General features: G+C 65.0%; 27 protein-coding genes and 1 tRNA gene. 16 read left to right on the top strand and 12 right to left on the bottom strand.

Annotated elements, in window-relative coordinates; all coding sequences use genetic code 11:
* Positions 1-13: 13 nt before the first annotated feature.
* The 5 genes from U1739_RS04495 to U1739_RS04475 all read right to left on the bottom strand — a co-directional run bounded on the left by U1739_RS04495 (position 14) and on the right by U1739_RS04475 (position 7,021).
* Positions 14-892: an acyl-CoA thioesterase gene (locus tag U1739_RS04495; RefSeq protein WP_332704394.1), complete on the bottom strand. Its 879-nt coding sequence runs from the start codon at positions 890-892 to the stop codon at positions 14-16.
* 146 nt (positions 893-1,038) lie between these two features.
* Entirely contained in the window at positions 1,039-2,166 is a 1,128-nt protein-coding gene (locus U1739_RS04490) for an acyl-CoA dehydrogenase family protein (protein WP_332704392.1), read from the bottom strand.
* A 151-nt stretch (positions 2,167-2,317) separates the two neighbouring features.
* Positions 2,318-3,508 carry an acyl-CoA dehydrogenase family protein gene (locus U1739_RS04485; RefSeq protein ID WP_332704390.1) on the bottom strand — a complete coding sequence of 397 codons (1,191 nt, stop codon included), beginning with the start codon at positions 3,506-3,508 and terminating at the stop codon, positions 2,318-2,320.
* A 142-nt stretch (positions 3,509-3,650) separates the two neighbouring features.
* Complete coding sequence (locus tag U1739_RS04480) at positions 3,651-5,678, bottom strand: 3-hydroxyacyl-CoA dehydrogenase NAD-binding domain-containing protein (protein ID WP_332704388.1); 2,028 nt, start codon at positions 5,676-5,678, stop codon at positions 3,651-3,653.
* 122 nt (positions 5,679-5,800) lie between these two features.
* A complete protein-coding gene (locus tag U1739_RS04475; RefSeq protein WP_332704386.1) occupies positions 5,801-7,021 on the bottom strand; it encodes a serine hydrolase domain-containing protein in 1,221 nt (406 codons plus the stop codon).
* A gap of 130 nt (positions 7,022-7,151) precedes the next feature.
* Here U1739_RS04475 and U1739_RS04470 point away from each other — a divergent pair, with 130 nt between their 5' ends.
* Positions 7,152-8,903: an AMP-binding protein gene (locus tag U1739_RS04470; RefSeq protein ID WP_332704384.1), complete on the top strand. Its 1,752-nt coding sequence runs from the start codon at positions 7,152-7,154 to the stop codon at positions 8,901-8,903.
* 78 nt (positions 8,904-8,981) lie between these two features.
* Here the strand turns inward: U1739_RS04470 and U1739_RS04465 are convergent, their stop codons facing one another.
* On the bottom strand, positions 8,982-9,686 hold the full coding sequence (locus U1739_RS04465; RefSeq protein WP_332704382.1) for an SIMPL domain-containing protein: 705 nt from the start codon (positions 9,684-9,686) through the stop codon (positions 8,982-8,984).
* A gap of 218 nt (positions 9,687-9,904) precedes the next feature.
* Positions 9,905-11,410, bottom strand: coding sequence for an FGGY family carbohydrate kinase (locus tag U1739_RS04460; RefSeq protein ID WP_332704380.1), 1,506 nt, complete (start codon positions 11,408-11,410; stop codon positions 9,905-9,907).
* A 143-nt stretch (positions 11,411-11,553) separates the two neighbouring features.
* On the opposite strand from U1739_RS04460, the gene U1739_RS04455 reads away from it, so the two are divergent.
* The gene (locus U1739_RS04455; protein ID WP_332704877.1) at positions 11,554-12,738 is read left to right on the top strand and encodes an AI-2E family transporter; all 1,185 of its coding nucleotides are present in this window, start codon (positions 11,554-11,556) and stop codon (positions 12,736-12,738) included.
* 67 nt (positions 12,739-12,805) lie between these two features.
* Positions 12,806-12,882, top strand: a tRNA-Asp gene (locus U1739_RS04450).
* A gap of 152 nt (positions 12,883-13,034) precedes the next feature.
* Here U1739_RS04450 and U1739_RS04445 read toward each other — a convergent pair.
* The 4 genes from U1739_RS04445 to U1739_RS04430 form a co-directional block, all read right to left on the bottom strand.
* Positions 13,035-13,259 (bottom strand): DUF2842 domain-containing protein, encoded by a 225-nt coding sequence (locus U1739_RS04445; protein ID WP_332704378.1) that lies wholly within the window; start codon positions 13,257-13,259, stop codon positions 13,035-13,037.
* Positions 13,256-13,753, bottom strand: coding sequence for a 5-formyltetrahydrofolate cyclo-ligase (locus tag U1739_RS04440; RefSeq protein ID WP_332704376.1), 498 nt, complete (start codon positions 13,751-13,753; stop codon positions 13,256-13,258). The genes U1739_RS04445 and U1739_RS04440 overlap by 4 nt, the downstream gene beginning before the upstream one ends.
* A 426-nt stretch (positions 13,754-14,179) precedes the next feature.
* Positions 14,180-14,467, bottom strand: a complete 288-nt coding sequence (locus U1739_RS04435; protein WP_332704374.1) for a cell division protein ZapA — start codon at positions 14,465-14,467, stop codon at positions 14,180-14,182.
* Complete coding sequence (locus U1739_RS04430; RefSeq protein WP_332704902.1) at positions 14,467-14,649, bottom strand: hypothetical protein; 183 nt, start codon at positions 14,647-14,649, stop codon at positions 14,467-14,469. Before U1739_RS04430 ends, U1739_RS04435 begins: the two co-directional genes overlap by 1 nt.
* A gap of 254 nt (positions 14,650-14,903) precedes the next feature.
* Here U1739_RS04430 and gap point away from each other — a divergent pair, with 254 nt between their 5' ends.
* The 10 genes from gap (at position 14,904) to U1739_RS21115 (ending at position 20,842) form a co-directional block, all read left to right on the top strand.
* A complete protein-coding gene (gene gap / locus U1739_RS04425) occupies positions 14,904-15,914 on the top strand; it encodes a type I glyceraldehyde-3-phosphate dehydrogenase (protein ID WP_332704372.1) in 1,011 nt (336 codons plus the stop codon).
* A 14-nt stretch (positions 15,915-15,928) separates the two neighbouring features.
* Complete coding sequence (locus tag U1739_RS04420) at positions 15,929-16,465, top strand: MOSC domain-containing protein (RefSeq protein ID WP_443025487.1); 537 nt, start codon at positions 15,929-15,931, stop codon at positions 16,463-16,465.
* The gene (locus U1739_RS04415) at positions 16,462-17,658 is read left to right on the top strand and encodes a phosphoglycerate kinase (RefSeq protein WP_332704369.1); all 1,197 of its coding nucleotides are present in this window, start codon (positions 16,462-16,464) and stop codon (positions 17,656-17,658) included. Before U1739_RS04420 ends, U1739_RS04415 begins: the two co-directional genes overlap by 4 nt.
* A 49-nt stretch (positions 17,659-17,707) precedes the next feature.
* Positions 17,708-17,944, top strand: a complete 237-nt coding sequence (locus tag U1739_RS04410; protein WP_332704367.1) for a ribbon-helix-helix protein, CopG family — start codon at positions 17,708-17,710, stop codon at positions 17,942-17,944.
* A complete protein-coding gene (locus U1739_RS04405) occupies positions 17,935-18,267 on the top strand; it encodes a type II toxin-antitoxin system PemK/MazF family toxin (protein ID WP_332704365.1) in 333 nt (110 codons plus the stop codon). Before U1739_RS04410 ends, U1739_RS04405 begins: the two co-directional genes overlap by 10 nt.
* A gap of 21 nt (positions 18,268-18,288) precedes the next feature.
* Positions 18,289-19,197 (top strand): class I fructose-bisphosphate aldolase, encoded by a 909-nt coding sequence (locus U1739_RS04400; protein ID WP_332704364.1) that lies wholly within the window; start codon positions 18,289-18,291, stop codon positions 19,195-19,197.
* Positions 19,198-19,206: 9 nt separating this feature from the next.
* Positions 19,207-19,689 (top strand): hypothetical protein, encoded by a 483-nt coding sequence (locus U1739_RS04395; RefSeq protein WP_332704362.1) that lies wholly within the window; start codon positions 19,207-19,209, stop codon positions 19,687-19,689.
* Complete coding sequence (gene thiE, locus U1739_RS04390; RefSeq protein ID WP_332704360.1) at positions 19,679-20,371, top strand: thiamine phosphate synthase; 693 nt, start codon at positions 19,679-19,681, stop codon at positions 20,369-20,371. The genes U1739_RS04395 and thiE overlap by 11 nt, the downstream gene beginning before the upstream one ends.
* A gap of 11 nt (positions 20,372-20,382) precedes the next feature.
* The gene (relB, locus tag U1739_RS04385; protein WP_443025504.1) at positions 20,383-20,595 is read left to right on the top strand and encodes a type II toxin-antitoxin system RelB family antitoxin; all 213 of its coding nucleotides are present in this window, start codon (positions 20,383-20,385) and stop codon (positions 20,593-20,595) included.
* A gap of 94 nt (positions 20,596-20,689) precedes the next feature.
* Positions 20,690-20,842: a type II toxin-antitoxin system RelE/ParE family toxin gene (locus U1739_RS21115; RefSeq protein WP_443025503.1), complete on the top strand. Its 153-nt coding sequence runs from the start codon at positions 20,690-20,692 to the stop codon at positions 20,840-20,842.
* Positions 20,843-20,846: 4 nt separating this feature from the next.
* On the opposite strand, the gene U1739_RS04380 is transcribed toward U1739_RS21115, so the two are convergent.
* On the bottom strand, positions 20,847-21,440 hold the full coding sequence (locus U1739_RS04380; RefSeq protein WP_332704356.1) for a peptidoglycan L,D-endopeptidase MepK: 594 nt from the start codon (positions 21,438-21,440) through the stop codon (positions 20,847-20,849).
* Between the two features lie 41 nt (positions 21,441-21,481).
* Here U1739_RS04380 and U1739_RS04375 point away from each other — a divergent pair, with 41 nt between their 5' ends.
* From U1739_RS04375 to efp, 3 genes are read left to right on the top strand one after another with little or no spacing between them, the layout of a single operon-like run.
* Entirely contained in the window at positions 21,482-22,477 is a 996-nt protein-coding gene (locus U1739_RS04375) for a L,D-transpeptidase family protein (protein WP_443025486.1), read from the top strand.
* A gap of 20 nt (positions 22,478-22,497) precedes the next feature.
* A complete protein-coding gene (locus U1739_RS04370; protein ID WP_332704354.1) occupies positions 22,498-23,091 on the top strand; it encodes a M23 family metallopeptidase in 594 nt (197 codons plus the stop codon).
* Between the two features lie 36 nt (positions 23,092-23,127).
* Positions 23,128-23,691 (top strand): elongation factor P, encoded by a 564-nt coding sequence (gene efp, locus U1739_RS04365; protein WP_332704352.1) that lies wholly within the window; start codon positions 23,128-23,130, stop codon positions 23,689-23,691.
* The last annotated feature ends 32 nt before the right edge of the window (positions 23,692-23,723 follow it).

The following is a 23,723-nucleotide window of genomic DNA, read 5'->3' as shown; positions in this document are numbered from 1 at the left end:
GCGAGCGCAACAGCTATTCGCGCAGCCGCATCAATCCTTCCTGCGCGACGCTGGCGACGAGGCGGCCGTCTTGCGCGTAGATCCGGCCGCGATTGAAGCTGCGGGCGTGGCCGGCCCAGGGGCTATCGCAGGCGTAGAGCAGCCATTGGTCGGCGCGGAAATGCTCGTGCAGCCAGACCGAATGATCGAGGCTGGCAGTCTGCAGGTTGTGTGTCATCCAATTGACGCCGTGCGGCAGCGTGCCGGTGCCGAGCAGGGCCATGTCCGAAGCGTAGGCCAGGATCGCGCGGTGCAGCGCGGGATCGTCGCCGATCGGCGCGGCGATGCGGAACCAGGTTTGCTGGCTGGGGTCGGACTTCACCGGGTTGAGCCAGGCGCGCGGGGACACCGGGCGGATCTCGATCGGGCGGGCTTTGAGGAATGTACGGCGGAAGCGTTCGGGGATGCGATCGACCATCTCGGCGCGCAGCGCGGTGTCGGTCTGGAGGCCGTCGGGGCCGGGCACGTCGGGCATCGTGTCCTGATGGTGCAGGCCCTGTTCAGGTACTTGCAGCGAGCAGGTCATGCTGAGGATCGGCTGGCCTTTTTGCATGGCGATGACGCGGCGGGTGGCGAAGCTCTTGCCCTCGAAATCGCGCACAACGCGGTAGAGGATGGGAAAATCCTCGTTGCCCGGGCGCATGAAGTAAGCGTGCAGCGAATGCGCGATTTTCGGCGCATCGGTGGAGCGCTGCGCGGCTTGCAGCGCTTGCGCGATGACCTGGCCCCCGAACACGCGGCCATAGCCGTCCTTGCCGCGCTTGCCGCGATAGAGATCGGTGTCGATTTCCTCGACGTCGAGAAGATCGCAGAGATCTGCGGCAAGGGCTTCGGGGGTGGGGGTATCGGTCATCGCAGGTCTTTCAAGATCACGGCGCTTCCCCGGTACAAGCCGGGGTCCAGTCGCGGAGGTCGAGGTGAAGAAGCGCAGGCCTGGGTTACGTCTGCGCCTCGACTGGACCCCGGTCTGCGCCGGGGAAGCGCTCTAGCACAAGCGGATCAGTAGCCTGCGGCTTTGGCGAGCTTGTCGGCGTGGAAATTGGCGTCGCCGAACATCTCGGCCAGCACGCGGGCGCGCTTCATGTAGAAGCCGATATCATATTCGTCGGTCATGCCGATGCCGCCGTGCATCTGCACGCCTTCCTGCACGGCGAGCGTGGTGGCGAGCGCGGTCATCGCCTTGGCGACGGATACGGCGTCGTCGGCCTTGTCCGAGCCTGAGTCGAGCAACTGCGCAGCCTTGATGACCGCGGCGCGCGCCACCTCCATTTCACTGTAAAGGTGCGCGGCGCGGTGCTGCAGCGCCTGGAAGCTGCCGATCGTTGCGCCGAACTGCTTGCGCTCCTTGAGATAGCCGATCGTCATGTCCATCGCGCCGCCGCCGACGCCGAGCGATTCGGCCGCAGCGCCGGTGCGGCCGGCGTTGAGCAGGCGCCGCAGCGGATCGCGACCGGCGTCGATCTCGCCGATCACGGCATCGGCATCGAGCTCGACACCGTCGAACTCCAGCCGGGCGGCGAGGCTGGAATCGGCGAGCCGTTCGGCCGCGGCGGTGAGGCCGGCAGCGTTCTTGTCGACCGCGAACAACGTGATGCCCTGGTCGTCATCGGCGCCGCCAGCAGTGCGGGCGGCGACGATCAGTAGGTCGGCGATATGACCGTGGGTGACGAACTGCTTCTTGCCGCTGAGCTTGAAGCCGTTGCCCGAGCGTTCGGCCTTGAGCGCGATATGGTCGCGGTGCTTGGCCCCTTCGTCGATGGCCAGAGCGGCGATCGTCTCGCCGGCCAGGATGCCGGGGAAATAGCGCTGTGCGTGCGGCGTGCCCTTCAACGCCTCGACTGCGGCGACGGCGGTGGTGAGGAACGGGGAGGGCGAAAGGTTACGGCCGATTTCCTCGAGCAGCACGCCGGCTTCGACATGGCCGAGGCCGAGGCCGCCGTCTGTGTCGCTCATCAGCATGCCGGTGAAGCCCATCTCGGCGAAGCTTTTCCACAGGTCGCGGGAAAGGCCGTCGGGATTTTGCTCGTCGCGGAGCTTGCGCAGGTGGCTGACGGGGGCGTGTTCGGCGATGAACTCCCGCGCGGTGTCGCGGAGCATTTGCTGTTCGTCGTTGAGGTAGAGGGGCATTTTATTCTTCCTTCTTCTTCTCCCTCTCCCCGCTGGCGGGGAGAGGGCCGGGGAGAGGGGCAGTCACGGGTGGTGTCGCTGCCGCCCTGCCCCTCTCCCTCGCTTCGGCTTCGCCTCGCTTGCCCTCTCCCCGGAGGGGAGAGGGAGAAGTTTACGTACTCGGCAATTCCAGGATGCGCTTGGCGATGATGTTGAGCTGGACTTCGCTGGTGCCGCCTTCGATCGAATTGGCCTTGGTGCGCAGCCAGGCGCGCGGGGTGCTGCCGCCCGAGGAGGCCTCGCTTTCCCATTCGAGCGCGTCCGAGCCACCGGCCGACATCATCAGTTCGTAGCGGCTCTTGTTGAGCTCGGTGCCGTAATATTTCATCATGCTGGGCTGGGCGGGGTGGGCGCGGCCGGCTTTCAACTCGTCGATGAAGCGCTCGCTCATCATGCCGAAGGCTTTCGAGCGGACCTCGAACATCGCGATGCTGGCGCGTAGCAGCGGATCGGCGAGGCGGCCGTCATGATCGAGGCCGACAGTGGCGATGGCGCCGTCGATCAGCGGGTTGCCGCCGGTCGAGGCCAGACCCATGCCGGAGATCATCTCGCGTTCGTGACCCAACAGGTATTTGGCGACGTCCCAGCCCTTATTCTCTTCGTGGACGAGGTTTTCCTTGGGCACCTTCACGTTATCCATGAAGGTCTCGCAGAACGGCGAATAGCCGCTGATCAGCAGGATCGGCTTGGTCGACACGCCTTCGCTGGCCATGTCGAACAACACGAAGCTGATGCCGCCCTGTTTGGTGGCCTTGTCGGTGCGGACGAGGCAGAAGATCCAGTCGGCCTTGTCGGCATAGCTGGTCCAGACCTTCTGGCCGTTGACGAGGTAGTGATCACCTTTGTCCTCCGCGGAGGCGGCGAGCGCAGCGAGATCGGAGCCGGCATTGGGTTCGCTATAGCCCTGGCACCAGCGGATTTCGCCGCGCGCGATCTTGGTCAGGTGGTTGAGCTTCTGCTCTTCGGTGCCGTACTTTAGCAGCGCTGGCCCGAGCATCGAGATGCCGAAGCTGTTGAGCGGATTGCGCGCGCGGATGGCGGCCATTTCCTCGCGCAGGATCTTGGTTTCGGCTGGGCTGAGGCCACCGCCGCCATAGGCCTTGGGCCAGTCGGGGACGGTCCAGCCCTTGACGGCCATCTTGTCCATCCAAGTCTTCTGTGCGGGGGTGAGGTTGGATTGGTCGCGGCCGCCCCACACGGCGTCCTTGTCGGAGCGGACGGGTTCGCGCATTTCGGGCGGGCAGTTTTCGGCGAGCCAGGCGCGCGTTTCGGTGCGGAATTGGTCGAGGTTGGTGTCGGTCATGTCGGTTTCCTTCTTCTCCCTCTCCCCGTTGGGGAGAGGGTCGGGGAGAGGGGCAGTCATGGGCTGTGTCGCTGCCGCACCGCCCCTCTCCCTCGCTTCGGCTTCGCCTCGCTTGCCCTCTCCCCGGAGGGGAGAGGGAGAGTCAGTTGAACTTACCGCCGCTCTCGGCCTTGTTCTTGAGCAGATCGGCGACCTTGAAGCCGTGTTTCTCCAGCGCCGCGACGATCTTGGGCAGGCCTTCGGTGTCGGCCCAGAACATCGGGCCGCCACGATAGACCGGCCAGCCATAGCCGTAGATCCACACCACATCGATATCCGACGCGCGCTGCGCCATCTTCTCGTCGAGGATCAGCGCGCCTTCGTTGACCATCGTGTAGAGCGTCTTTTCGATGATCTCCTGGTCGCTGATCTCGCGCTTCTGCAGGTTCGATTTCGAGCGGAAATCCTCGATGATCTCCGCCACGCGCGGGCTCGGCGTCGGATTACGCTTCTCGTCATAATCGTAGAAGCCGGCCTGTTTCTTCTGGCCCCAGCGACCTTCGGCGGCGAGTGCGTCGCGGATGCTTTCGATGCGGGTCGGATCGCGGTGCCAGCCGATATCGACGCCGGCGAGATCGCTCATCTGGAACGGGCCCATCGGCATGCCGAATTCGACATGGACGCGGTCGATCTGTTCCGGGGTCGCGCCTTCCATGAGCAGCTTGTTGGCTTCCTGCTGGCGCGGCGAGAGCATGCGGTTGCCGATGAAGCCGGGGCAGACGCCGGAGACCACGGCGACCTTCTTGATCTTCTTGCCCAGCGCCATGACGGTGGCGAGCACGTCGTCCGACGTCTGTGCGCCGCGCACGACTTCCAGCAGCTTCATCACATTGGCGGGCGAGAAGAAATGCATGCCGATCACGTCGCCGGGGCGGCTGGTGACGGCGGCCATCTCGTCGATGTTGAGATAGGAGGTGTTGGAGGCGAGGATCGCGCCGGGCTTGGCGATCTGGTCGAGCTTGCCGAATAGCTCCTTCTTGACGTCCATATTTTCGTAGATCGCCTCGATGATCAGGTCGCAATCGGCGAGCGCGGCGAGATCGAGCGTCGGCGTCAGCGCGCCCATAGCCGCCTCGACCTGTTCGGGCTTGATGCGGCCGCGGGCGGCGGAGCCTTCGTAATTCTTGCGCATCACGCCGGTGCCGCGATCGAGCGCTTCCTGCTGCGTTTCGACAATCGTGACGGGAATGCCGGCGGAGAGGAAGTTCATACTGATCCCGCCGCCCATCGTGCCGGCGCCAATCACCCCGACCTTCTTGATCTCGCGCAGCGCGATGTCCGGCGCGATGCCGTCGATCTTGGCCGCCTGACGCTCGGCGAAGAACAGATGGCGCTGCGCGGCGGATTGCGTGCCGGTCATCAGCTTCATGAATTGCTGGCGTTCGAACTTCATGCCGTCGGCAAAGCTGCCGTGGGTGGCGGCCTCCACGCAGGCGATGTTGGCCTCCGGCGCTTCGAAGCCGCGGAACCGCTTGGCGTTTTCCTTGCGGAAGGCGGCGATCGCTTGCGGGTCGGGTGCGGCGGTCTTTTCCGAGGCGCGGGGCAGCGGGGTGACGCTGGCGATCTCACGGGCGAAGGCGATCGCATCCGCCTCGAGATTGCCTTCGGTGGCGAGGCGATCGATCAGTCCGGCCTCGACGGCCTTCTTGGCGCTGATCGGATCACCCTTGGCGGTCATCTCCAGCGCAAGCGGCACGCCGGCGATACGCGGGATACGCTGCGTACCGCCGGCGCCGGGGAGCAGGCCGAGCTTGACCTCGGGCGTGCCGAGCACGGCGGAAGGGACAGCGATGCGGTAATGGCAGACGAGCGCGGTTTCGCAGCCGCCGCCGAGCGCGGTGCCGTGGATCGCGGCGACGACCGGCTTGGTCGATTGCTCTATCATGTCGAGCACGTCGTGCAGGCCGGGCTCGACCGGGGGCTTGCCGAATTCGGTGATGTCGGCGCCGGCGAAAAAGGTGCGGCCGTCGCAGCGGATGACCATCGCCTTGATACTGTCGTCGGCCAGCCCCTCCTCGACGCCGGCCTTGAGACCCTGGCGGACGGCGGCGCCGAGCGCGTTGACCGGCGGGCTGTTGGAAATGATGACGAGGACGTTGTCGTGGCGCTCGGTGGTGATCGGGCTGGTCATTTTTCTCTCCTACTTGTTCCCCGGCGAAGGCCGGGGCCCAGTCGCGGAACAGTCAATGGCGGGCGTTGCGTGTCGTTACCTCGACCTTCGCAACTGGGCCCCGGCCTTCGCCGGGGAACTGTTTAGATTAAGGCCGAATAAATCAACGTCTTCAATTCTCTGCGGATCGGGTACTGGCTGCTGGGCGACAGCTGCGTCATGAACACCATGCTCAGCCGCTCTATGGGGTCGATGAAGAAGGCGGTCGAGAACATCCCACCCCAATAATATTCGCCGACCGAGCCGGGCACCATCCCCGGCGCCAAATCCTTGTTGACTGCGAAACCGAGCCCGAAACCGGTGCCGGCAAGCGCCGCTTCGCTGAACAAGGAGCGCGACATCTGGGTGAGATCGCGATCGCCAGGCAAGTGATTGAGAGTCATCAGTTCAAGCGTCTTGCGGCTGACGATGCGGGCACCGTCTAGCGTGCCGCCGTTGAGGCACATCTGGCAGAAGCGGTTGTAATCGAGCGCGGACGAGACGAGCCCCCCGCCGCCGGAGAGGAATTTGACCGGGCGGCCCCAGGCGCTGTCCGCGCCGCGATCGTACATCGCGCGGCCCTTGCCCGGCGCGAAGGTATAGCAATCGGTGAGGCGGTCGATCTTGTCTTCGGGCACGGTGAAGAACGTGTCGTGCATGCCGAGCGGTTCGAAAATGCGGGTGCGCAGGAAGTCGTCGAACGGCATGCCGGAAAGCCGCTGGACCACGGCGCCGAGCACGTCGGTGGAGACGGAATAATTCCACGCCTCGCCGGGGGAGAATTCGAGCGGGATTTTGGCCAAAGCGGCGACGAAGCCGTCAAGATCGTAATTGCCGTGCCAATTCTCCAGCTTGTTCGCGCGGTAGGCGGCATCGACGCTGGTGCGGTATTGGAAGCCGTAGGTCAGGCCCGACGTGTGGCGCAGCAGATCGACCATGCGCATCGGCTGGCTGGTCGGCTTGGTCTGGAACGGGACCGAGCCGCCGCCCGCGACATAGACCCCCAGGCCTTTAAATTCCGGCATGACGTGATGCACCGGCGTGTCGAGCGCGACCTTGCCTTCCTCGAGCAGGATCATGAAGGCGATCGAGGTGATAGGCTTGGTCATGCTGGCGATGCGGAACAGCGCTTTTTCATCGAGCGTCGCGCCATCCTCTCGCGCGCAGCCCTGGCTCGCGAAATGCACGATCTCGCCGTCGCGCGCGACCAGCACCTGCGTGCTCGCCAGCTTGCCGCTGTCGATATAGCGTTCCTTGAGCAGAGCATCGATGCGGGCGAGGCGCGTGGCATCCATGCCATGATCTTCTGGCTTGGCGATCTTCATGGTCTGACCCATACCCCGGTTTCGAACTTTACCGAACCCTATTGCCTTGAGTGGAGCGGGAATCAACACTAAACGGGCATCAAATGGCGGATAAGCCAAACCCGATGTTCAGATTCTTGGGAGAGCTGCCTTGGAAAACCAACCGCTGATCGCACTCGATCCGGCCTGGCCGGCGGTGTCGCTGGCGCATGCCCAGGCGATGCTGACCGCGCCGGGCGCGAAGTTCGAGATGGAAACGATCGACATTCGCGGCGTGCCCACGCGCGTGTGGAAGAATGCCCCGCCCCATCTTGGCTGGCTGGCGCAGGCGGCGCGGGCGCATGGCGCCAACCTGTTCACCATCTACGAAGACGAACGCGTGACGTTCGAGGCCAATTATCGCGCCGTGGCGCTGCTGGCGACCAAGCTGATCGCGCTTGGCGTGGTCAAGGGCGACCGGGTCGCGCTGGCCATGCGCAACCTGCCGGAATGGCCGGTGATCTTCTTCGCGGCGGCGAGCATCGGGGCGATCGTCGTGCCGCTCAACGCCTGGTGGACCGCAGGCGAGCTGGAATATGGCATCGATGATTCGGCGACGCGCGTGCTGTTCGTCGATGACGAGCGTTATCAGCGCTTCGTGGAGGCGGCGCCGGCGCTCCCCGCGGTCGAGCGGATCATCGTGGCGCGCGCCTCGACGCCGCTGGAGGGCAGGGCATCGCGGCTGGAGGACCTGATCGGGACGCCGCATGATTATGCGCGCCTAGACGAGGTACCGTTTCCGCAGGTGGCGATCGATACCGATGATGATGCGACGATCTTCTACACCAGCGGCACGACCGGCAATCCCAAGGGCGCGCTCGGCACGCATCGCAACCTGATGACCAACATCATGTCGGGTGGCTATGCTGGGGCGCGATCGTTCCTGCGGCGCGGGCAGCCGATCCCCGATCCGGTGCCGCGCACGTCGCTGACGGTGATCCCGTTATTCCATGTCACGGCGTGCAGCGCCGGGCTGATGGGCGTGGTGGCGAGCGGGTCGACCGCGATCTTCATGCGCAAATGGGATGTGGTGCGCGCGATGGAGCTGATCGAGCGCGAGAAGGTCAATATGACCGGGGGCGTGCCGACGATCGCCTGGCAGTTGCTCGAGCATCCCGACCGGCACAAATACGATCTCTCCTCGATCGAGGCGATCGCCTATGGCGGGGCGCCGTCCGCGCCCGAATTGGTGCGGCGCATCCATGAGGAGTTCGGCGCGCTGCCCGGCAATGGCTGGGGCATGACCGAGACGATGGCGACGGTGACCAGCCACGCAGCGGAGGACTATCTCAACCGCCCGACCAGCGCCGGGCCGCCGGTGGCGGTCGCCGATCTCAAGATCATGGACGACGATGGCACGACCGAGCTGCCGGTGGGTGAGGTCGGCGAATTGTGGGCGCGTGGGCCGATGGTGGTGAAGGGCTATTGGAACAAGCCCGCGGCGACCGCCGAGACGTTCGTCGACGGTTGGGTGCGCACCGGCGATCTGGCGCGGCTGGATGACGAAGGCTTCGTCTATATCGTCGATCGCGCCAAGGACATGATCATCCGCGGCGGTGAGAACATCTATTCGAGCGAAGTCGAGAACGTGCTATACGCGCATCCGGCAGTGACCGATTGCGCGCTGATCGGACTGCCGCATCGCATCCTGGGCGAGGAACCGGCGGCGGTGGTGCATCTGGCGCCGGGCATGACGGCGAGCGAGGCGGAGCTGCAGGCGTGGGTGCGGACGCGGCTGGCGGTGTTCAAGACGCCGGTGGCGGTGCGCTTCGTGCACGAGACGCTGCCGCGCAACGCCAATGGCAAGATCCTCAAGAAGGACCTCAAGGTGCTGTTCGAGGATCGGGAGAACGTGGCGGCGTGAGTTAGCACCGGGCAAGGCAGCGGGGCCCCGGGTCGAGCCCGGGGTGACGATGTATGGCCGATGCTAACTCATGGCGCCCTAACGCGGCCCGAGCACCGCATCGATGCTGACCGAAGCGATCGTGGTGTCCGTACCGGCGAGGACCGGTGGCGGGGCGGCCTGGGGGGCGGCGCGTTCATAGGCCATGTCGTAGCTTGGGCTCGGAGCGGACGTGCTGCCGTCGCGGATCGAGAGAATGCGGACGACCTTCAGGTTCGCCGCGGCGGCGATTGCGTCGGCCCGCGCGCGGGCCGCCTTGAACGCGGCGGCATAGGCTGCGCCGTTGACCGCGCCATCGTCGGTGACGCGCAGAGCGGGGCCGGACAGAACGTTGGCGCCGGCCTGCGTGGTGGCGGCGACCGCCGCGCCGGCCTTGTCGACCGTGCGGATGCGCACCTCGACGACGTTGTTGGCCTCGAACTTGTTGCGGTTCTTGCCCCAATCGATCCGGCCGACGGTCAATTGCTTGGTCTGGATATCGTCCTTGGCGACACCGAGCCCGGTGAGCGCGTCGATTACCGCGTTCATGCGGGCATTATTGGTCTCGGTCGCGGCGGCGGCGCTGGCGCCGATCGTGGAGACGCCGGCCGAAAAGCGCGCTTCGTCCGGCTTCGCCTCGGCCCGGCCGGTTGCGCTGACCTGCAGCAAGGTTTCGTCGCGACGGAGATCGTTTGGGCCCTGTTTGCCCGAGCCGCAGCCGGCGAGCGTCAAGGTGAAAACAGGCAGCAGCAAGAACAGGCGCATGGATTGCCTTTCAACATACCGTTTGAGCAAGGCTTTTACATCGTCAAATTAGCGATGCAATCATGGCGCGTGCCGCCAGCAAATAGCCATCGGTACAGTATAAGACCAGGAGGCGGTATTGGCTAAGGGCCTTGAGCACCGCCAAGTCGCGGGCTGCTATTGGCGGATCGAACGAGATCCTTTGACATCGTTTCGCGGTTAAAACGCGGGGATAAGCATCACCCCGGTGTTGTCTTTCTGGCGGGACGCGCAGCGACGACGGTTTCGACGGCTCTCGTCCAACCGGCCAGCCTGAAGAGCCGGTCATCGTCCGTCATAAGCGGTTCGAACGTTTCGACCGCGCCGCGCATCGTGCTGGCTTCGGCGAGGTCCTTGAATAGGCCGATGCCGACGCCGGCGAGCATCGCCGCGCCAAGCGCGGTGGTTTCGGCAAATTTCGGGCGTTCGACGGTGACGCCGAGCATGTCGGCCATGTCCTGCGCCATCCAGTCGTTGGCGACCATGCCGCCGTCGATACGCACGCAGTTCCAGTCGATCCCGTCGGCGGCGAACGCGGCCTTCAGGTCGTGCGCCTGGTGCGCCATGGATTCGAGCGCAGCGCGCACGATATGCGCCTTGCTGGTCGAAAAACTGAGCCCGGAGATACTGCCGCGCGCTTCCGGTTCCCACCATGGGGCGCCGAGACCGGAGAGTGCGGGGACAAGATAGGTGCCGCCATTGTCGGGGACGCTGCGGGCAAGGTGCTCGGTCTCGCTGGCGGTGCCGATCAGGCCCAGCGTGTCGCGCAGCCATTTGATCAGGCTGCCGGCGACGAACACCGACCCTTCGAGCGCATAAGCGCGGCGGCCGTCGAGCTGCCAGGCGATGGTCGAGAGCAGGCGGTGGCGCGAGGTGGGGGGCGTGGGGCCGGCCTGGGTCAGGACGAATGCGCCAGTGCCGAACGTCGCCTTGGTCTCGCCGATCTTGAGGCACGACTGGCCGATCGTGGCGGCCTGTTGGTCGCCGGCGATGCCGCAAATCGGGATGGGCGCGCCGAACAGCGTGGTCTCGCCGAACTGGCCGGCGCAATCGACGATCTCGGGCAGCGCCTTGCGCGGGGCGCCGAACAGTTCGATCAGCCCGTCGTCCCAATGGCCGCTGCCAATCGCCATCAACGCGGTGCGGCTGGCGTTGGTCGCGTCGGTCACGTGCAGACCGCCCCGGTCTTCAGTGGCCGTCAATTTCCAGATCAACCACGAATCGATCGTGCCGATGGCGAGGTCGTCGCCGGCCTCCTTGAGCTGCGGCCAATGCGCCATCGCCCAGCCGATCTTGGAGCCGGAGAAATAGGGATCGAGCAACAGGCCAGTCTTGGTTTGTACCGCGGGCTCGTAGCCTTGCTCCTTGAGCTCGCGGCACGTGGTCGCGGTGCGGCGGTCCTGCCAGACGATGGCGGGGGCCAGCGGCTCGCCGGTGCGGCGGCTCCAGAACACGATCGTCTCGCGCTGGTTGGTGATGCCGATCGCGGCAATGCGGTCCGCACCGCCGGCCTTTTCCACCACTTGCCGCGCCACCGCCAGGGTTCGGTGCCAGATTTCCGCCGCATCATGCTCGACCCGGCCCGGCTCGGGATAATGTTGCGTCAGTTCCTGCTGCGCGGTGTGACGGCAGCTGCCGTCGGGGGCGAACAGCATCGCCCGGGTCGAGGTAGTGCCTTCGTCGATGACGAGAATCTGATCGCGCATGGCGCCTTGCTAGCCGGGATTACAAGCGCTGGGAATGCCGCTAGGGTCGGGCGGGGTAGGCGTGAGGACGAAGCGGGATGGCGACAAGCGACGAGACTGTAGTGCCGGCGTCCGCGCCGTCGGAGCCGGCCCCGGTCGAGCAGATGGGCGCCTTAGGGCTGCCGCTGGAGACGGGCGAGGAGCGCGAGGATCTGGCGCGGATCGCGCTGCGCCGCGATCGATTGCTGGCGGCGCTGACGCTGACCGCTGGCGTGGGGCTTGCCTTGGCCACCCCCTTCGCCCTGAAGGCCGGAGCGGAATTCTTCCTGCCGACGACCACCGCTTTGGTGATCGCGGTGGCGCTGATCCCGTTGCTCGAATGGCTCGAGCGGCGCCGGGTACCGTCCGCGCTGGCGGCGTTGTTCTGCGTGTTGCTGTTCCTCATCGTCGCGAACATCGCATTGGCCGCGATCGTCGTGCCGGCGACGGAATTCTTCCGCCTGCTGCCGACGCGCATCGATCGTATCCAGACCAATCTTGCCCCGTTGCTCGATCTGTATTCGAGCCTGGAAAAATACGCCAATCGCACGCTGCGGCAGATCGCCACCACGCCGATCCGCCAGGCGCCCACTGCGGGCGTCGCGCCGCCGAGCTCGATCCTGGAACTGGCCGCGACCTCGGCGCCGGGGGTGATCATCCAGATCTTCTTCGGCATCCTGACGGCATTTTTCTTTTTGTCGGGTTGGACCCGGATGCGGAAGCGGACGATCACCAGTCGGCAGAGCTTCGGCGGGGCCATGGCGACCGCGCGGGTGATCCAGGACGTGGTCGACGACGTGTCGTCGTATCTCGGCACGATCACCGCGATCAACATCGTGCTCGGGCTGTGCATCGCCGGAGCGCTCTATGCGCTGGGCATGCCGTTCCCGCTCATGTGGGGCGGCATCGTCGCCTTGCTCAACTATGTGCCGTATTTCGGGCCCGTCGTGGCGGCGTTGCTGCTGGCGATCGGCGGGTTGATGACCTTTTCCGACGTGTGGGTGGCGCTGGCGCCGCCGGCGATCATGTACGGCCTCCACTTGGTCGAGGCCAATGTGGTGACGCCGCTGATCGTCGGGCATCGGCTGACCATCAACCCGATCATGATTCTCATTTCGATCAGCTTCTGGGGCTGGGTGTGGGGCACGACGGGCGCGCTGCTGGCCGTGCCGTTGCTGATCATCCTGCAGACCGTGATCGGCGCGGCGGGCAAGCCGGACATTGCCGGCTTCCTGTTCGAGCATGGCACGCTCACCCAGCGCAAGCGTCGCGACCCGACCGTCGACGTGCGTTCTGACACCGGAAGTTGATTTGTCGAAAGAAGGCCGTTGACAGGGTGCGGCCCCGCGCATAGTGAGCCGCCTCCACGCTTTACAAGCGGGTGTAGCTCAGTTGGTTAGAGCGCCGGCCTGTCACGCCGGAGGTCGCGGGTTCGAGCCCCGTCACTCGCGCCACTCCCTGTTTTGGGAGGGTGTCGGACCCCCAAATACTTGTCGTCATGCTGAACTTGTTTCAGCATCCAGGCGCGGTCATTCGCCTCATAGACCGTGTCCGTTTGGGCTACTGGCCGCGCATGGATCCTGAAACGAGTTCAGGATGACGAGGTTTACTGAGTAGGCGCCCGCCATGTGCCGGTCTCCATCCACTGCAGCAGGCGGCGCATCGGCAGTACCCACAGCCAGATCACGCCAGTGAAGACGTAGAACACCAGTTGCAGCAGCCAGTGCCAGCCGCCGACCACATTCGACAGGCTGGCGACCCCGACCACCCAGACCGCCAGCAGCAGCAGGATGAACAACATGCCAGCGGGTTTGCGCCAGGAGGGTGTCATGGCGTGATCCAGTCGGTTTCGGTGGCGATGGCGTGGAGCGGGACATCCCACGGGTCCGCCGGAAGCGAGTCGACCTGCTGGATGCTCCAGGCGATGCCGACGCGCCACGCCTTGGGGAAGGTGACGAAGGCGCGGTCGTAATGGCCGGCGCCCTGGCCCAGGCGGTTGAGCGTGGCATCGAACGCGACCAGCGGGGTGAGGATGATGTCGGGCTGGCGCTCGGCGGCGCTGTGCGCGGGCTGGTGCAGGCCGAACGGGCCGGCGACCAGCGCCGCCTCGGTATCCCAAGCGAGGAAGCGGAGCGGCGTGGCGCGATCGACGACATGGGGGAGGACGATCTCGCAACTGGCCTCGACCGCGGCGCGGGCGAGCGGCGCGGGGTCGGCTTCGCCGCCCATCGGCACGTAGGAGGCGACGGTAAGGCCATGCTCGAGCCTGTCCAGGAACGCCTGGGGGACGTGGATGGTGGGACGCGTCGCGACACCTGGCGTCACCCCGGACTCGTTCCGGGGTCCACCGGCCCGCACATCCGCGGACCGTAGATTTTGCGGCGCGGTGGACCCCGGAACAAGTCCGGGGTGACGATGGGGGGATGGTTGCGCTCTTGTCGCCAAGGTGTCTTCGGAAGGGGGCGGGGTCAGCCGATCGCCATAGCCTTCCACGAAGGCGAGCCGCGCGGCGCGCATCTGGGCACGGAGCGTCTGCTTGTCGATCATGCGCGGGGGCCAGATGGGGTGGCGGGACCACCATGGCCGTTTGCCTGAATATCCTCTGACGCCAAAAGCATCAGGTGGGGATCATGTACGACAGACCAGGATCTGCGCAGGGACAACCCCCTAGGAAGAAGAATCGCCTCAGGGATAATCGGTAAGGCTCGTACCGGGCAGTGCCCGCCACCGATGTATATAGCGTGGTTCACGCTATTTCTCAATACTCTCGGCGAGCGCTTCGAGGCGATCGGCGAGCTTTTCTAGCAGGTCGCCGGCGGCATCCGCGGCGGGGCGCCGTTCGGCCTCGTCCAGCGAGTCGGCCAGCATCAGGGCGACGAGCAGCATGGTGCGTTCGCCGTTCATGCCGCCTGCCGCGCGCGCCGCGGCCGGCCAGCGGGCGTCGAGCATCTCACCGAGGCGGCGCAACTGATCCTCCTCGCCATCGCGGCACGCGACGATGTGGCGGCGATCGCCGATGGTAAGCGTAACCTCGGCCATTATTCGGACTTTCCGCGGGCGATGACCTCGTCAAGCGCGGCGACGGCTTCGGTCATGCGGGTGCGTAGTGCGGCGTGGCGGTTGGTTAGCGCTTCGCTGGCTTGCGCGCGGCGCGCGACGGCGGCCGCAATCCGGGCGATCGCGGCGTCGATCCGGTCGATGGGGGTGTCGGGCATGGGCAAGCGGATAGCATGGTTGGACAGGGCGACAACACGGATTTGCCGCAGCCCGGTTGACGCAGCGGCCGGTCCACCGCAAAGACCGCGCACATTGACCCCGTGGGGACGGATCCCCGCGACCAGCCGGTGGAGATTCCGACGATAGGCCCGTCCGTGGCCAGTTCCTTTCAACCGCCGCCGCCGTTCGCCTCTTGTCGGAGGTTGATGCCTGTGGCTTCGACACGCCGGCCCGGACGGCCGACAGCCAGGAGAATAGCATGACGATCAAGGTAGCGATCAACGGGTTCGGGCGGATCGGTCGGCTTGTCGCCCGCGCGGTGCTGGAACGCGGCGATACGGGACTGGAGCTGGTTGCGATCAACGACCTGGCCGATGCCAAGTCGAATGCGTGGCTGTTCAGCCGGGACAGCGTGCACGGCAAATATCCGGGCCAGGTCTCGGCCGAGGGCAATGACCTGGTGGTCGATGGCAAGCGCATCCGCGTGACCGCCGAGCGCGACCCGGCCAACCTGCCGCATGCCGAACTGGGCGTCGACATCGTGCTGGAATGCACCGGCTTCTTCACCGATCGCGAGAGCTGCCAGAAGCATCTCGATGCCGGCGCCAAGAAGGTGCTGATCTCGGCCCCGGGCAAGGGTGTCGATCTGACCGTGGTGTACGGCGTCAACCACGACAAGCTCGAGGCCGGCCACAACATCGTCTCGAATGCCTCGTGCACGACCAACTGCCTGGCGCCGGTGGCCAAGGTGCTCAACGATGCGATCGGCATCGAGCGCGGGCTGATGACCACCGTCCACGCTTATACCAACGACCAGAAGATCCTCGACCAGATCCATCCCGATCTGCGGCGCGCGCGGGCAGCGGCCATGTCGATGATCCCGACGACGACCGGCGCGGCGCGCGCCGTGGCGGAAGTGTTGCCAGAGTTGAAGGGCAAGCTGGACGGGTCGGCGATCCGCGTGCCGGTGCCGGACGTGTCGCTGATCGACCTGACCTTCACGCCGGCGCGCGACACGACGGTGGAAGAGGTCAATGCCGTACTGAAGGCGGCGTCGGAGAGCGGGCCGCTGAAGGGCATCCTGGCCTATACCGACGAGCCGTTGGTCTCGATCGATCTGATGCACACGCCGGCAAGCTCGACCGTCGACAGCTTGGAGACCGCAGTGATCGACGGCAAGCTGGTGCGCGTGCTGAGCTGGTACGATAACGAATGGGGCTTCTCGAACCGCATGATCGATACCGCCGGGGCGATGGGCAAGTTCATCTGATGAAGCATGTCGTCATGCCAGCGGATGCTGGCATCTCCCCGTTCGGGCCGGAGCGCTCGCCGCAGGGAGACTCCAGCTTGCGCTGGGGTGACGACAAGGTTGGGGTGCTCGGCGGAATCGCGCGACATGGTCGGCCCAAGGCGGCGATGGAAACCGTCGATCACGTCCTCGTCACGCTCGAGGGCGGGATCAGCGGCGATTATCGCGGGGCGATGAAGGGCAAGCCGCACCGGCGGCAGGTGACGTTGCTAGAGCGCGGCGACTGGGACGCCGCCTTGGCCGAGGTGGGTGCGGACATTCCGTGGCAAGAGCGGCGCTCGAACCTGTTGGTCGATAGACTGGATTTGCCGCAGACCAAAGGCGTGCGGCTGCGCATCGGCAGCGACGTGGTGTTGGAAGTGACTCGCGAAACCGATCCGTGCGAGCGGATGGAGGCATTGGCACCGGGGCTCGAGGCGGCGTTGCTGCCCGATTGGCGCGGCGGCGTGTGCACAATGGTGATACAGGGCGGCACGATCGCCGTCGGCGATACGATCAGGATCGAGACATGACCAATAGAACGTTCAAAACGCTCGACGATATGGGCGATGTGCGGGGCAAACGCGTGCTTGTGCGCGAGGATCTCAACGTCCCGATGAGCGACGGTGCGGTGAGCGACGATACGCGGCTGCGCGCGACCTTGCCGACGATCAGCGAACTCGCCGATCGGGGTGCGATCGTACTGATCCTGGCGCATTTCGGGCGACCCAAGGGGATGCGCAATCCGGACATGTCGCTAGCGCTCGTGACACGGCCGTACGAGGCGGTACTTGGGCGGCCGGTGCGGTTCGTCGATTGGGACGGCGCGGGCGAGGCCGCGGCGATGATGCAGCCGGGCGATGTAGCGATCCTGGAAAATACGCGCTTCTTTGTTGGCGAAGAGCAGAACGATCCCGAACTCATTGCAAAGATTGCCGAACTTGGCGATTTTTACGTCAACGACGCCTTCTCCGCCGCCCACCGCGCGCACGTTTCCACCGAGGGGCTGGCGCATGTGCTGCCGGCCTTTGCCGGGCGGGCGATGGAGGCGGAGCTTGACGCGCTGGACAAGGCGCTGGGCAATCCCGAGCATCCGGTCGCCGCCGTGGTCGGGGGCGCCAAGGTGTCGTCCAAGCTCGACGTGCTCAAGCATCTGGTGACCAAGGTGGATCACCTGATCATCGGCGGCGGCATGGCCAACACGTTTCTCGCTGCGCGCGGCGTGAATGTCGGCAAGAGCCTGTGCGAGCATGATCTTACCGGCACCGCAGACGAGATTTTCGATGCCGCCGAGCGCGCCAATTGCACCATCCATCTGCCCTATGACGTGGTGGTGTCGAAGGATTTTGCCGCCAATCCACCGAGCTTGCGGACCTGCAACGTGCACGAGGTGGCGGCGGACGAGATGATCCTGGATGTGGGGCCAGCGGCGGTCGAGGCGCTGGGCGATGTGCTGAAGAATTGCCGCACCCTCGTGTGGAACGGGCCTTTGGGGGCGTTCGAGACGCCGCCGTTCGATGCCGCGACGGTGGCGCTGGCCAAGACGGCGGCGGCGCTGACGCGCGATGGTTCGTTGGTCTCGGTGGCGGGCGGCGGTGATACCGTTGCGGCGCTGAACCAGGCCGGGGCGGGAGACGACTTCACTTTCGTGTCAACGGCGGGCGGCGCGTTCCTGGAATGGATGGAAGGCAAGGATTTGCCGGGTGTGACCGCGTTGACGCGTTGATTAACAGCGCCCAGCTTGCTATGTTAAACGTGTTAAACGGAGCATGGTCATGCTGGGCGTTCGCCTCGATACCGATCTGGAACAGCGCCTGACGGCGGTGGCGCGCACGCAGGGGCGCAGCAAGAGCGATATCGCGCGTGATGCGGTGCGCCGCTACGTCGAATTGCATGATGAGGCCTATCGCGCGGAAGCGCGTCGCCAGTCGTCGCGCGCAGCAGCGCGAGACGACGGTGCGGACTGGGCGTTTTTGGAAGCTGTCGAAGGCGAGGACGGTGCGTGGAGCTGAGGCGGGGTGCGATCGTGCTCGCCGCTGGCCCAGGCGAATACTCGCGCAAGCCGCGGCCCTTCCTCATAGTTCAATCCGATATATTCAACGAGACGCACGCTTCCGTAACCCTGTGCCCGATGACCAGCAATGTCGGTGGCGAAACGCTGTTTCGCGTACCGTTTGCCCCGTCTGAGGCTACCGGCCTTGCCGGCGAAAGCGAGGCGCAGATCGACAAGGTGCAGTCGTTGCGCCGTGAACGGATCGTCAAGCTACTGGGGTACGCCCCGGCCACGACCATGGAACAAGTCGATCAGGCGCTGCGGCGCTGGTTGGCACTTTGAAACAGCGCTAAGGAGATTAAAATGACGCCGCAAGTCCAGGCCATTCTCGACAAATACGAATCTGATTCGCCCGCCACCAAGACCAATCTCGCCCGCATCCTGATGCAGGGGAAACTGGGCGGCACCGGCAAGCTGGTGATCCTCCCGGTCGACCAGGGCTTCGAACACGGCCCGGCGCGCAGCTTCTCGGTCAACCCGGCGGCCTATGACCCGCATTACCATTACCAGCTGGCGATCGATGCTGGGCTCAGCGCGTTTGCCGCGCCGCTCGGCATGATCGAGGCGGGGGCCGCAACCTTTGCCGGGCAGATCCCGACGATCCTGAAGGTCAACAGCTCGAACAGCTGGGCGCAAGGCGCCAACCAGGCGGTGACCGGATCGGTCGAGGATGCCGTTCGGCTCGGCTGCGCGGCGATCGGCTTCACCATCTATCCGGGATCGGACGATCTGTTCGACATGATCGGGCAGATCCGCGAAATGTCCGCCGAGGCCAAGTCGGTCGGCATCGCGACGGTGATCTGGTCGTATCCGCGCGGTGGCATGCTGCCCAAGTCCGGCGAGCTGGCGCTGGATGTCGGCGCTTATGCTGCACACATGGCGGCGTTGCTCGGCGCACATATCATCAAGGTGAAGCTGCCGAGCGACCATATCGAGCAGAAGGACGCCAAGCCGATGTACGAGGGCACCGACTGGTCCAAGCAGTCGGACCGTGTGCGCCACGTGGTCCAGTCGAGCTTTGCCGGGCGGCGCATCGTGGTGTTTTCGGGCGGCGCCTCGAAGGGCGTCGACGCGGTGTACCAGGATGCGCGCGACATTCGTGATGGCGGGGGCAACGGCTCGATCATCGGCCGCAACACGTTCCAGCGCCCGCGCGACGAAGCGCTGGCGATGCTCGAGCGGATCATCGCGATCTACAAGAACGAAGAGTAACGGACGCCTATGCAGTTCGCCTATCATCGTAGCCTTGGGCCGATGATGGGCGTATTGCTGGGGTTGGCGATCGTCGAGATGCTGGTCGTGCATCTCGTCGTCGTGGCGTGGCTTGGGCCCTGGGCGGCGCTGATCAATGGGGCGATCGACCTATCGGCGGTGGTCGCGCTGGTGTGGCTGCTGCGCTCGTTCAAACGTCGGCCGGTGACCATCCGCGATGGCATTCTGACGCTGCATGCCGGCTATCTGCAGTCGATCGCCGTGCCGGTCGAGCAGATTGCCGGCCTGCGGGGGAGTTGGGATGCGGCGGCGATCAAGGATCGGCGCTTGCTGAATTTGGCGTTGGTCGCGTGGCCCAACGTGGTGATCGACCTGAAGACGCCGATCGCGCTGCGGCGCGGACGGCAGGTGCACGCGGTGGCGCACAAGCTTGATGATCCGGCGGCTTTCCATGCCGCGATCGCGGCGCTATCGCGCGGGGATGGATATTGACCCGCTCGGCCCGCTAGACCCCAATTTCGCCGCGCAGTTCACGCGCGATATCAGACGGCCGGCCTGCCAGCTGTATTTGGTCTCGCCACTCGACGTGAGCGGGACGTTTCCCGATCGCTTGAAAAGCGCGCTGGAGGCGGGGCCGGTGGCCGCGTTCCAGTTTCGCGTGAAGGACGTGGACCAGCATGTCGCGGCGGCTTTGGCCGAACCGCTGCAGCGCATTTGCGCCGATGCGGATGTGGCGTTCATCGTCAATGACAGCATCGCGCTGGCCAAACGGCTGGGCGCGGACGGCGTGCACCTGGGGCAGGGCGATGGCGACCCGCGCGAGGCGCGCGATCAGCTCGGCCCGACCGCGCAGGTCGGGGTGACCTGCCATGACAGCCGCCATCTGGCGATGGAAGCGGGCGAGGGCGGGGCGGACTATGTTGCGTTCGGGGCCTTCTATCCGACCATGACCAAGACGGTCGAGCATGTCGCCGAGCCGGTGCTGTTGAGCTGGTGGTCGACGGTGTTCGAGATACCGTGCGTAGCGATCGGCGGGATCACCCCGGCCAATGCCGCACCGTTGGTAGCGGCGGGGGCGGATTTCCTGGCGGCATCTAACGCGGTTTGGGGCGGGGACGAAGCGGCGGCGGTGCGCGCGTTCGCCGAGGTGATGGCGCGGCCCAAAGTCGGCTAGAGATTGGTCGGCTGGTCCGGTTTAACAAAGGCGCGCCAAAGCTTTCGCCGATCGTATCCGAATTTGGCTCTACCGAGGAAGCCGAGGCGTATGACGTCTGGTTTCGCGCGAAAGTGCAGGCGGCGATCAATTGCGATGAGCCAGACATCCCTCATGATGAGGCGATGGCGGAAATGCGGGCGCTTATTGATAGTAAAAGCGATGCGTCTCGTCTGGCGGGCTAAGGCCCGCTCAAACCTGCGCCGGTTTTTAGATTATATTTCCGACCACCATCGCATGCTGCCAATGCGCTACAAGCTGCTACCATGCGCACTGTGAATTTCTCAGCGCCCACCGGCAAATGTACCGGCCAGGGCGTTTGCCGGACACGCGCGAGGCGGTGATTCACCCCATTACGTTATCGTCTATCGGATCGCGAAGGACAGCGTGGTGATCCTTGCTGTTTTGCACGTCCGTCAGGAATACCCCTGACCACTCACCACTGGCGTACGCGGCCGGTATCCACATGGACGAAGCCGTCGCGCGGATAATAGCCGACGCCGCCGCCGCCGAGCGCCAGTGCGGCGCCGCGCAGTTTGTCGAGCGTGACGCCGGGGACCACGATATCGGTCGCTTTGCCGAGCATATGCTGGCTGGTGCTCGCCACGCCGGTATGGGCACCGCCACGCGCGCGCAGCGCGGCATTGGTATGGGGCGAGCGATAGCCGGAGATCAGTTCGATCTTGCTGCGGCCGGATAGGTCAAGTTTTTCGCGCAGTCGCACCAGCAGGGCCAGCAGGCGGCGGTCCATTTGGATGGCTTCGCCGGTACGCCAGTCGCGCAAACCGTGGTTGAGTTCCGCCAGGCCAGAGGGCACGAACTGGCCGGAGCGGGCGAACACAGCGTCGACCGTTTCGTTATTATGGACGTTGCGGATCGCCAGGCGCCATTCGCTCCCGGCGGCCATGGCGGAGAGCGGCATCATCGCGGCAACGCCGCCAAGCGCGGCACCACCGATCAGGCTGCGGCGAGAAAGCTGCGGTAATCGTGACGGCTGGGAAACAAGCCGCTCGTTTATCGTTGTCTGCATAGGAATATATGTAGGAGTTTGAATTGGTGAGGAAAACGGTTGTGGTCGCAGTCTGTCTGGCGGTTGCCTCGCTTGGTCCTATCCCGGCATTGGCGCAGGGAACAAAAGCTGCGCCGGTCGGCCTCGATCGCTCTACGCTGCACGTTCAGGTAATCCTCGACCATCTCGGGTTCTCGCCTGGCGTGTTGGACGGTCGATCCGGCAAGTCGCTCACCGCAGCGCTCAAGGGTTTTCAGGAATCACGCGGGCTGAAGAAGACCGGAGCGATCGACAAGCCGACGCTGCAGGCATTGTATCCCTATCGCGCGCTGCGCCCGACCAAGATGCTGGCGCTGACCGAGGCAATATTGGCAGGGCCATATACCAATCCGCTGCCGAAGGACCCGGCCGAACAGGCCAAACTGCCGCAACTCGGCTATCGCAATGCGATGGAGAAGCTGGCCGAAATGTTCCACACCCGCCCCGAGGTGCTAGTCGAGTTGAACAGCGCGGATACGCGGCTGGCACCGGGCACCAAGGTGGTGTTCCCCAATGCGCTGCCAGCATCGCGCGACTATGACGCCAAGTTGCCCGAGGCGTGGCGCAAAACGCTCGCCGATCTCAATGTCGACGCCACGCAACCGCAGGGCGTGAAGGTGGTGGTCGATAAGTCGGACGAAGTGCTGCGTGTGCTCGACAAGGACGGCAAATTGGTCGCGCAATTCATGGCCACGATGGGCAGCGAGCATGATCCGCTGCCGATCGGAAAATGGACGATCAAGGGCGCGTCGTACAATCCGCCGTTCCACTATAATCCCGACTTGTTCTGGGACGCCAAGGACGATTCCAAGGCAGCCAAGCTGCCGCCCGGGCCGAACGGGCCAGTAGGCGTGATCTGGCTCGATCTATCGAAGCCACATTACGGCATCCACGGCACCCCGTCGCCCGAGACGATCGCGCGCGCGGAAAGCCATGGGTGCATCCGGCTGACCAATTGGGATGCGGCGCGGCTGTCGATGATGGTCAAGCCGGGCACGCCCGCGGTATTTCAGGAATAAGGTCGCGCCGGGGGGTAATCATGCGAAAATTTGGGCTGGTCCTGTTGGGTGGGGCGGTGCTGGTCATCGGCATCTGGGTTGCCATGCTGGTGTTTCTGCCCGACGCCCCGGGCGGGCGGGCGGTAAAGCCGTCGCCGCAGGTGGTTAACGCTAAGATGAAGGTCGGCGGCGCCCCGTTGGCCATGCCTGTTGCGGGGATCTCGCGCTCGGCAGTGACCGATAGCTGGGGCGATCCGCGCGAAAACGGCCTACGCGAACATCACGGCAATGACATCATCGCGCCAGCGAACACGCCAGTGGTGGCCGCGGCGCCCGGGACCGTGGAGAAGTTGTGGAACAGCGCGGCAGGCGGGACGACTGTGTACGTCCGCTCACCGCAGCGCCGCTGGACCTATTATTATGCGCATCTTAGCGGTTACGCGCCGGGGCTGCACGAAGGGCAGGCGGTAAGGGTCGGCGATCTGATTGGCTTCGTTGGGGATACCGGCAATGCCGGCGCGGGCAATTATCACCTGCATTTCGGGCTGACCCGCACCGCGCCGGAGCAACATTGGTATGAGGGGCGGCCGGTCGATCCTTACCCGTACCTTGCCGGAAAGCCGGGTTCCCGCTAAGGCCCCCGCTTCGCTCTTTCCAGCTACAGGTTTCCCATGAAGATCAATGCGGTCGAAATTCGTCCCGGCAACATTCTCGAGTATGAAGGCGGCATCTGGAAGACCGTCAAGATCCAGCATACCCAACCGGGCAAGGGCGGGGCCTATATGCAGGTCGAGATGAAGAACCTGATCGACGGGCGGAAGACCAACGTCCGCTTCCGCTCCGCCGAAAGCGTCGAGCGCGTGCGGCTGGACACGGTCGATTTCCAATATCTGTTCCGCGAAGGCGACACGCTGACCTTCATGGACAAGATCAATTACGAGCAGATCACGCTCGACGCCGGCATCCTTGGTGACGCCGCGGCGTTCCTGCAGGACGGCATGGATGTGGTCATGGAATTGTGGGAAGAGCGCCCAATCTCGGTGCAGCTGCCCGACACGATCGAAGCGTTGATCGTCGAGGCCGACGCGGTGGTGAAGGGGCAGACGGCGTCGTCGTCGTTCAAGCCGGCAATCCTGGAGAATGGCGTGCGCGTGATGGTGCCGCCGCATATCGGCGCAGGCACGCGGATCGTGGTCGATGTGTACGAGCAGACCTATGTGAAGCGGGCGGACTAGCCTGCTACTCCCCTCCCGCTTGCGGGAGGGGA

The organism is Parasphingomonas puruogangriensis, from assembly GCF_036663635.1.
Taxonomy (GTDB): domain Bacteria; phylum Pseudomonadota; class Alphaproteobacteria; order Sphingomonadales; family Sphingomonadaceae; genus Sphingomonas.
The sequence above is the reverse complement of the archived record's forward strand: the minus strand, read 5'-3'. Positions and strand labels throughout refer to the sequence as shown.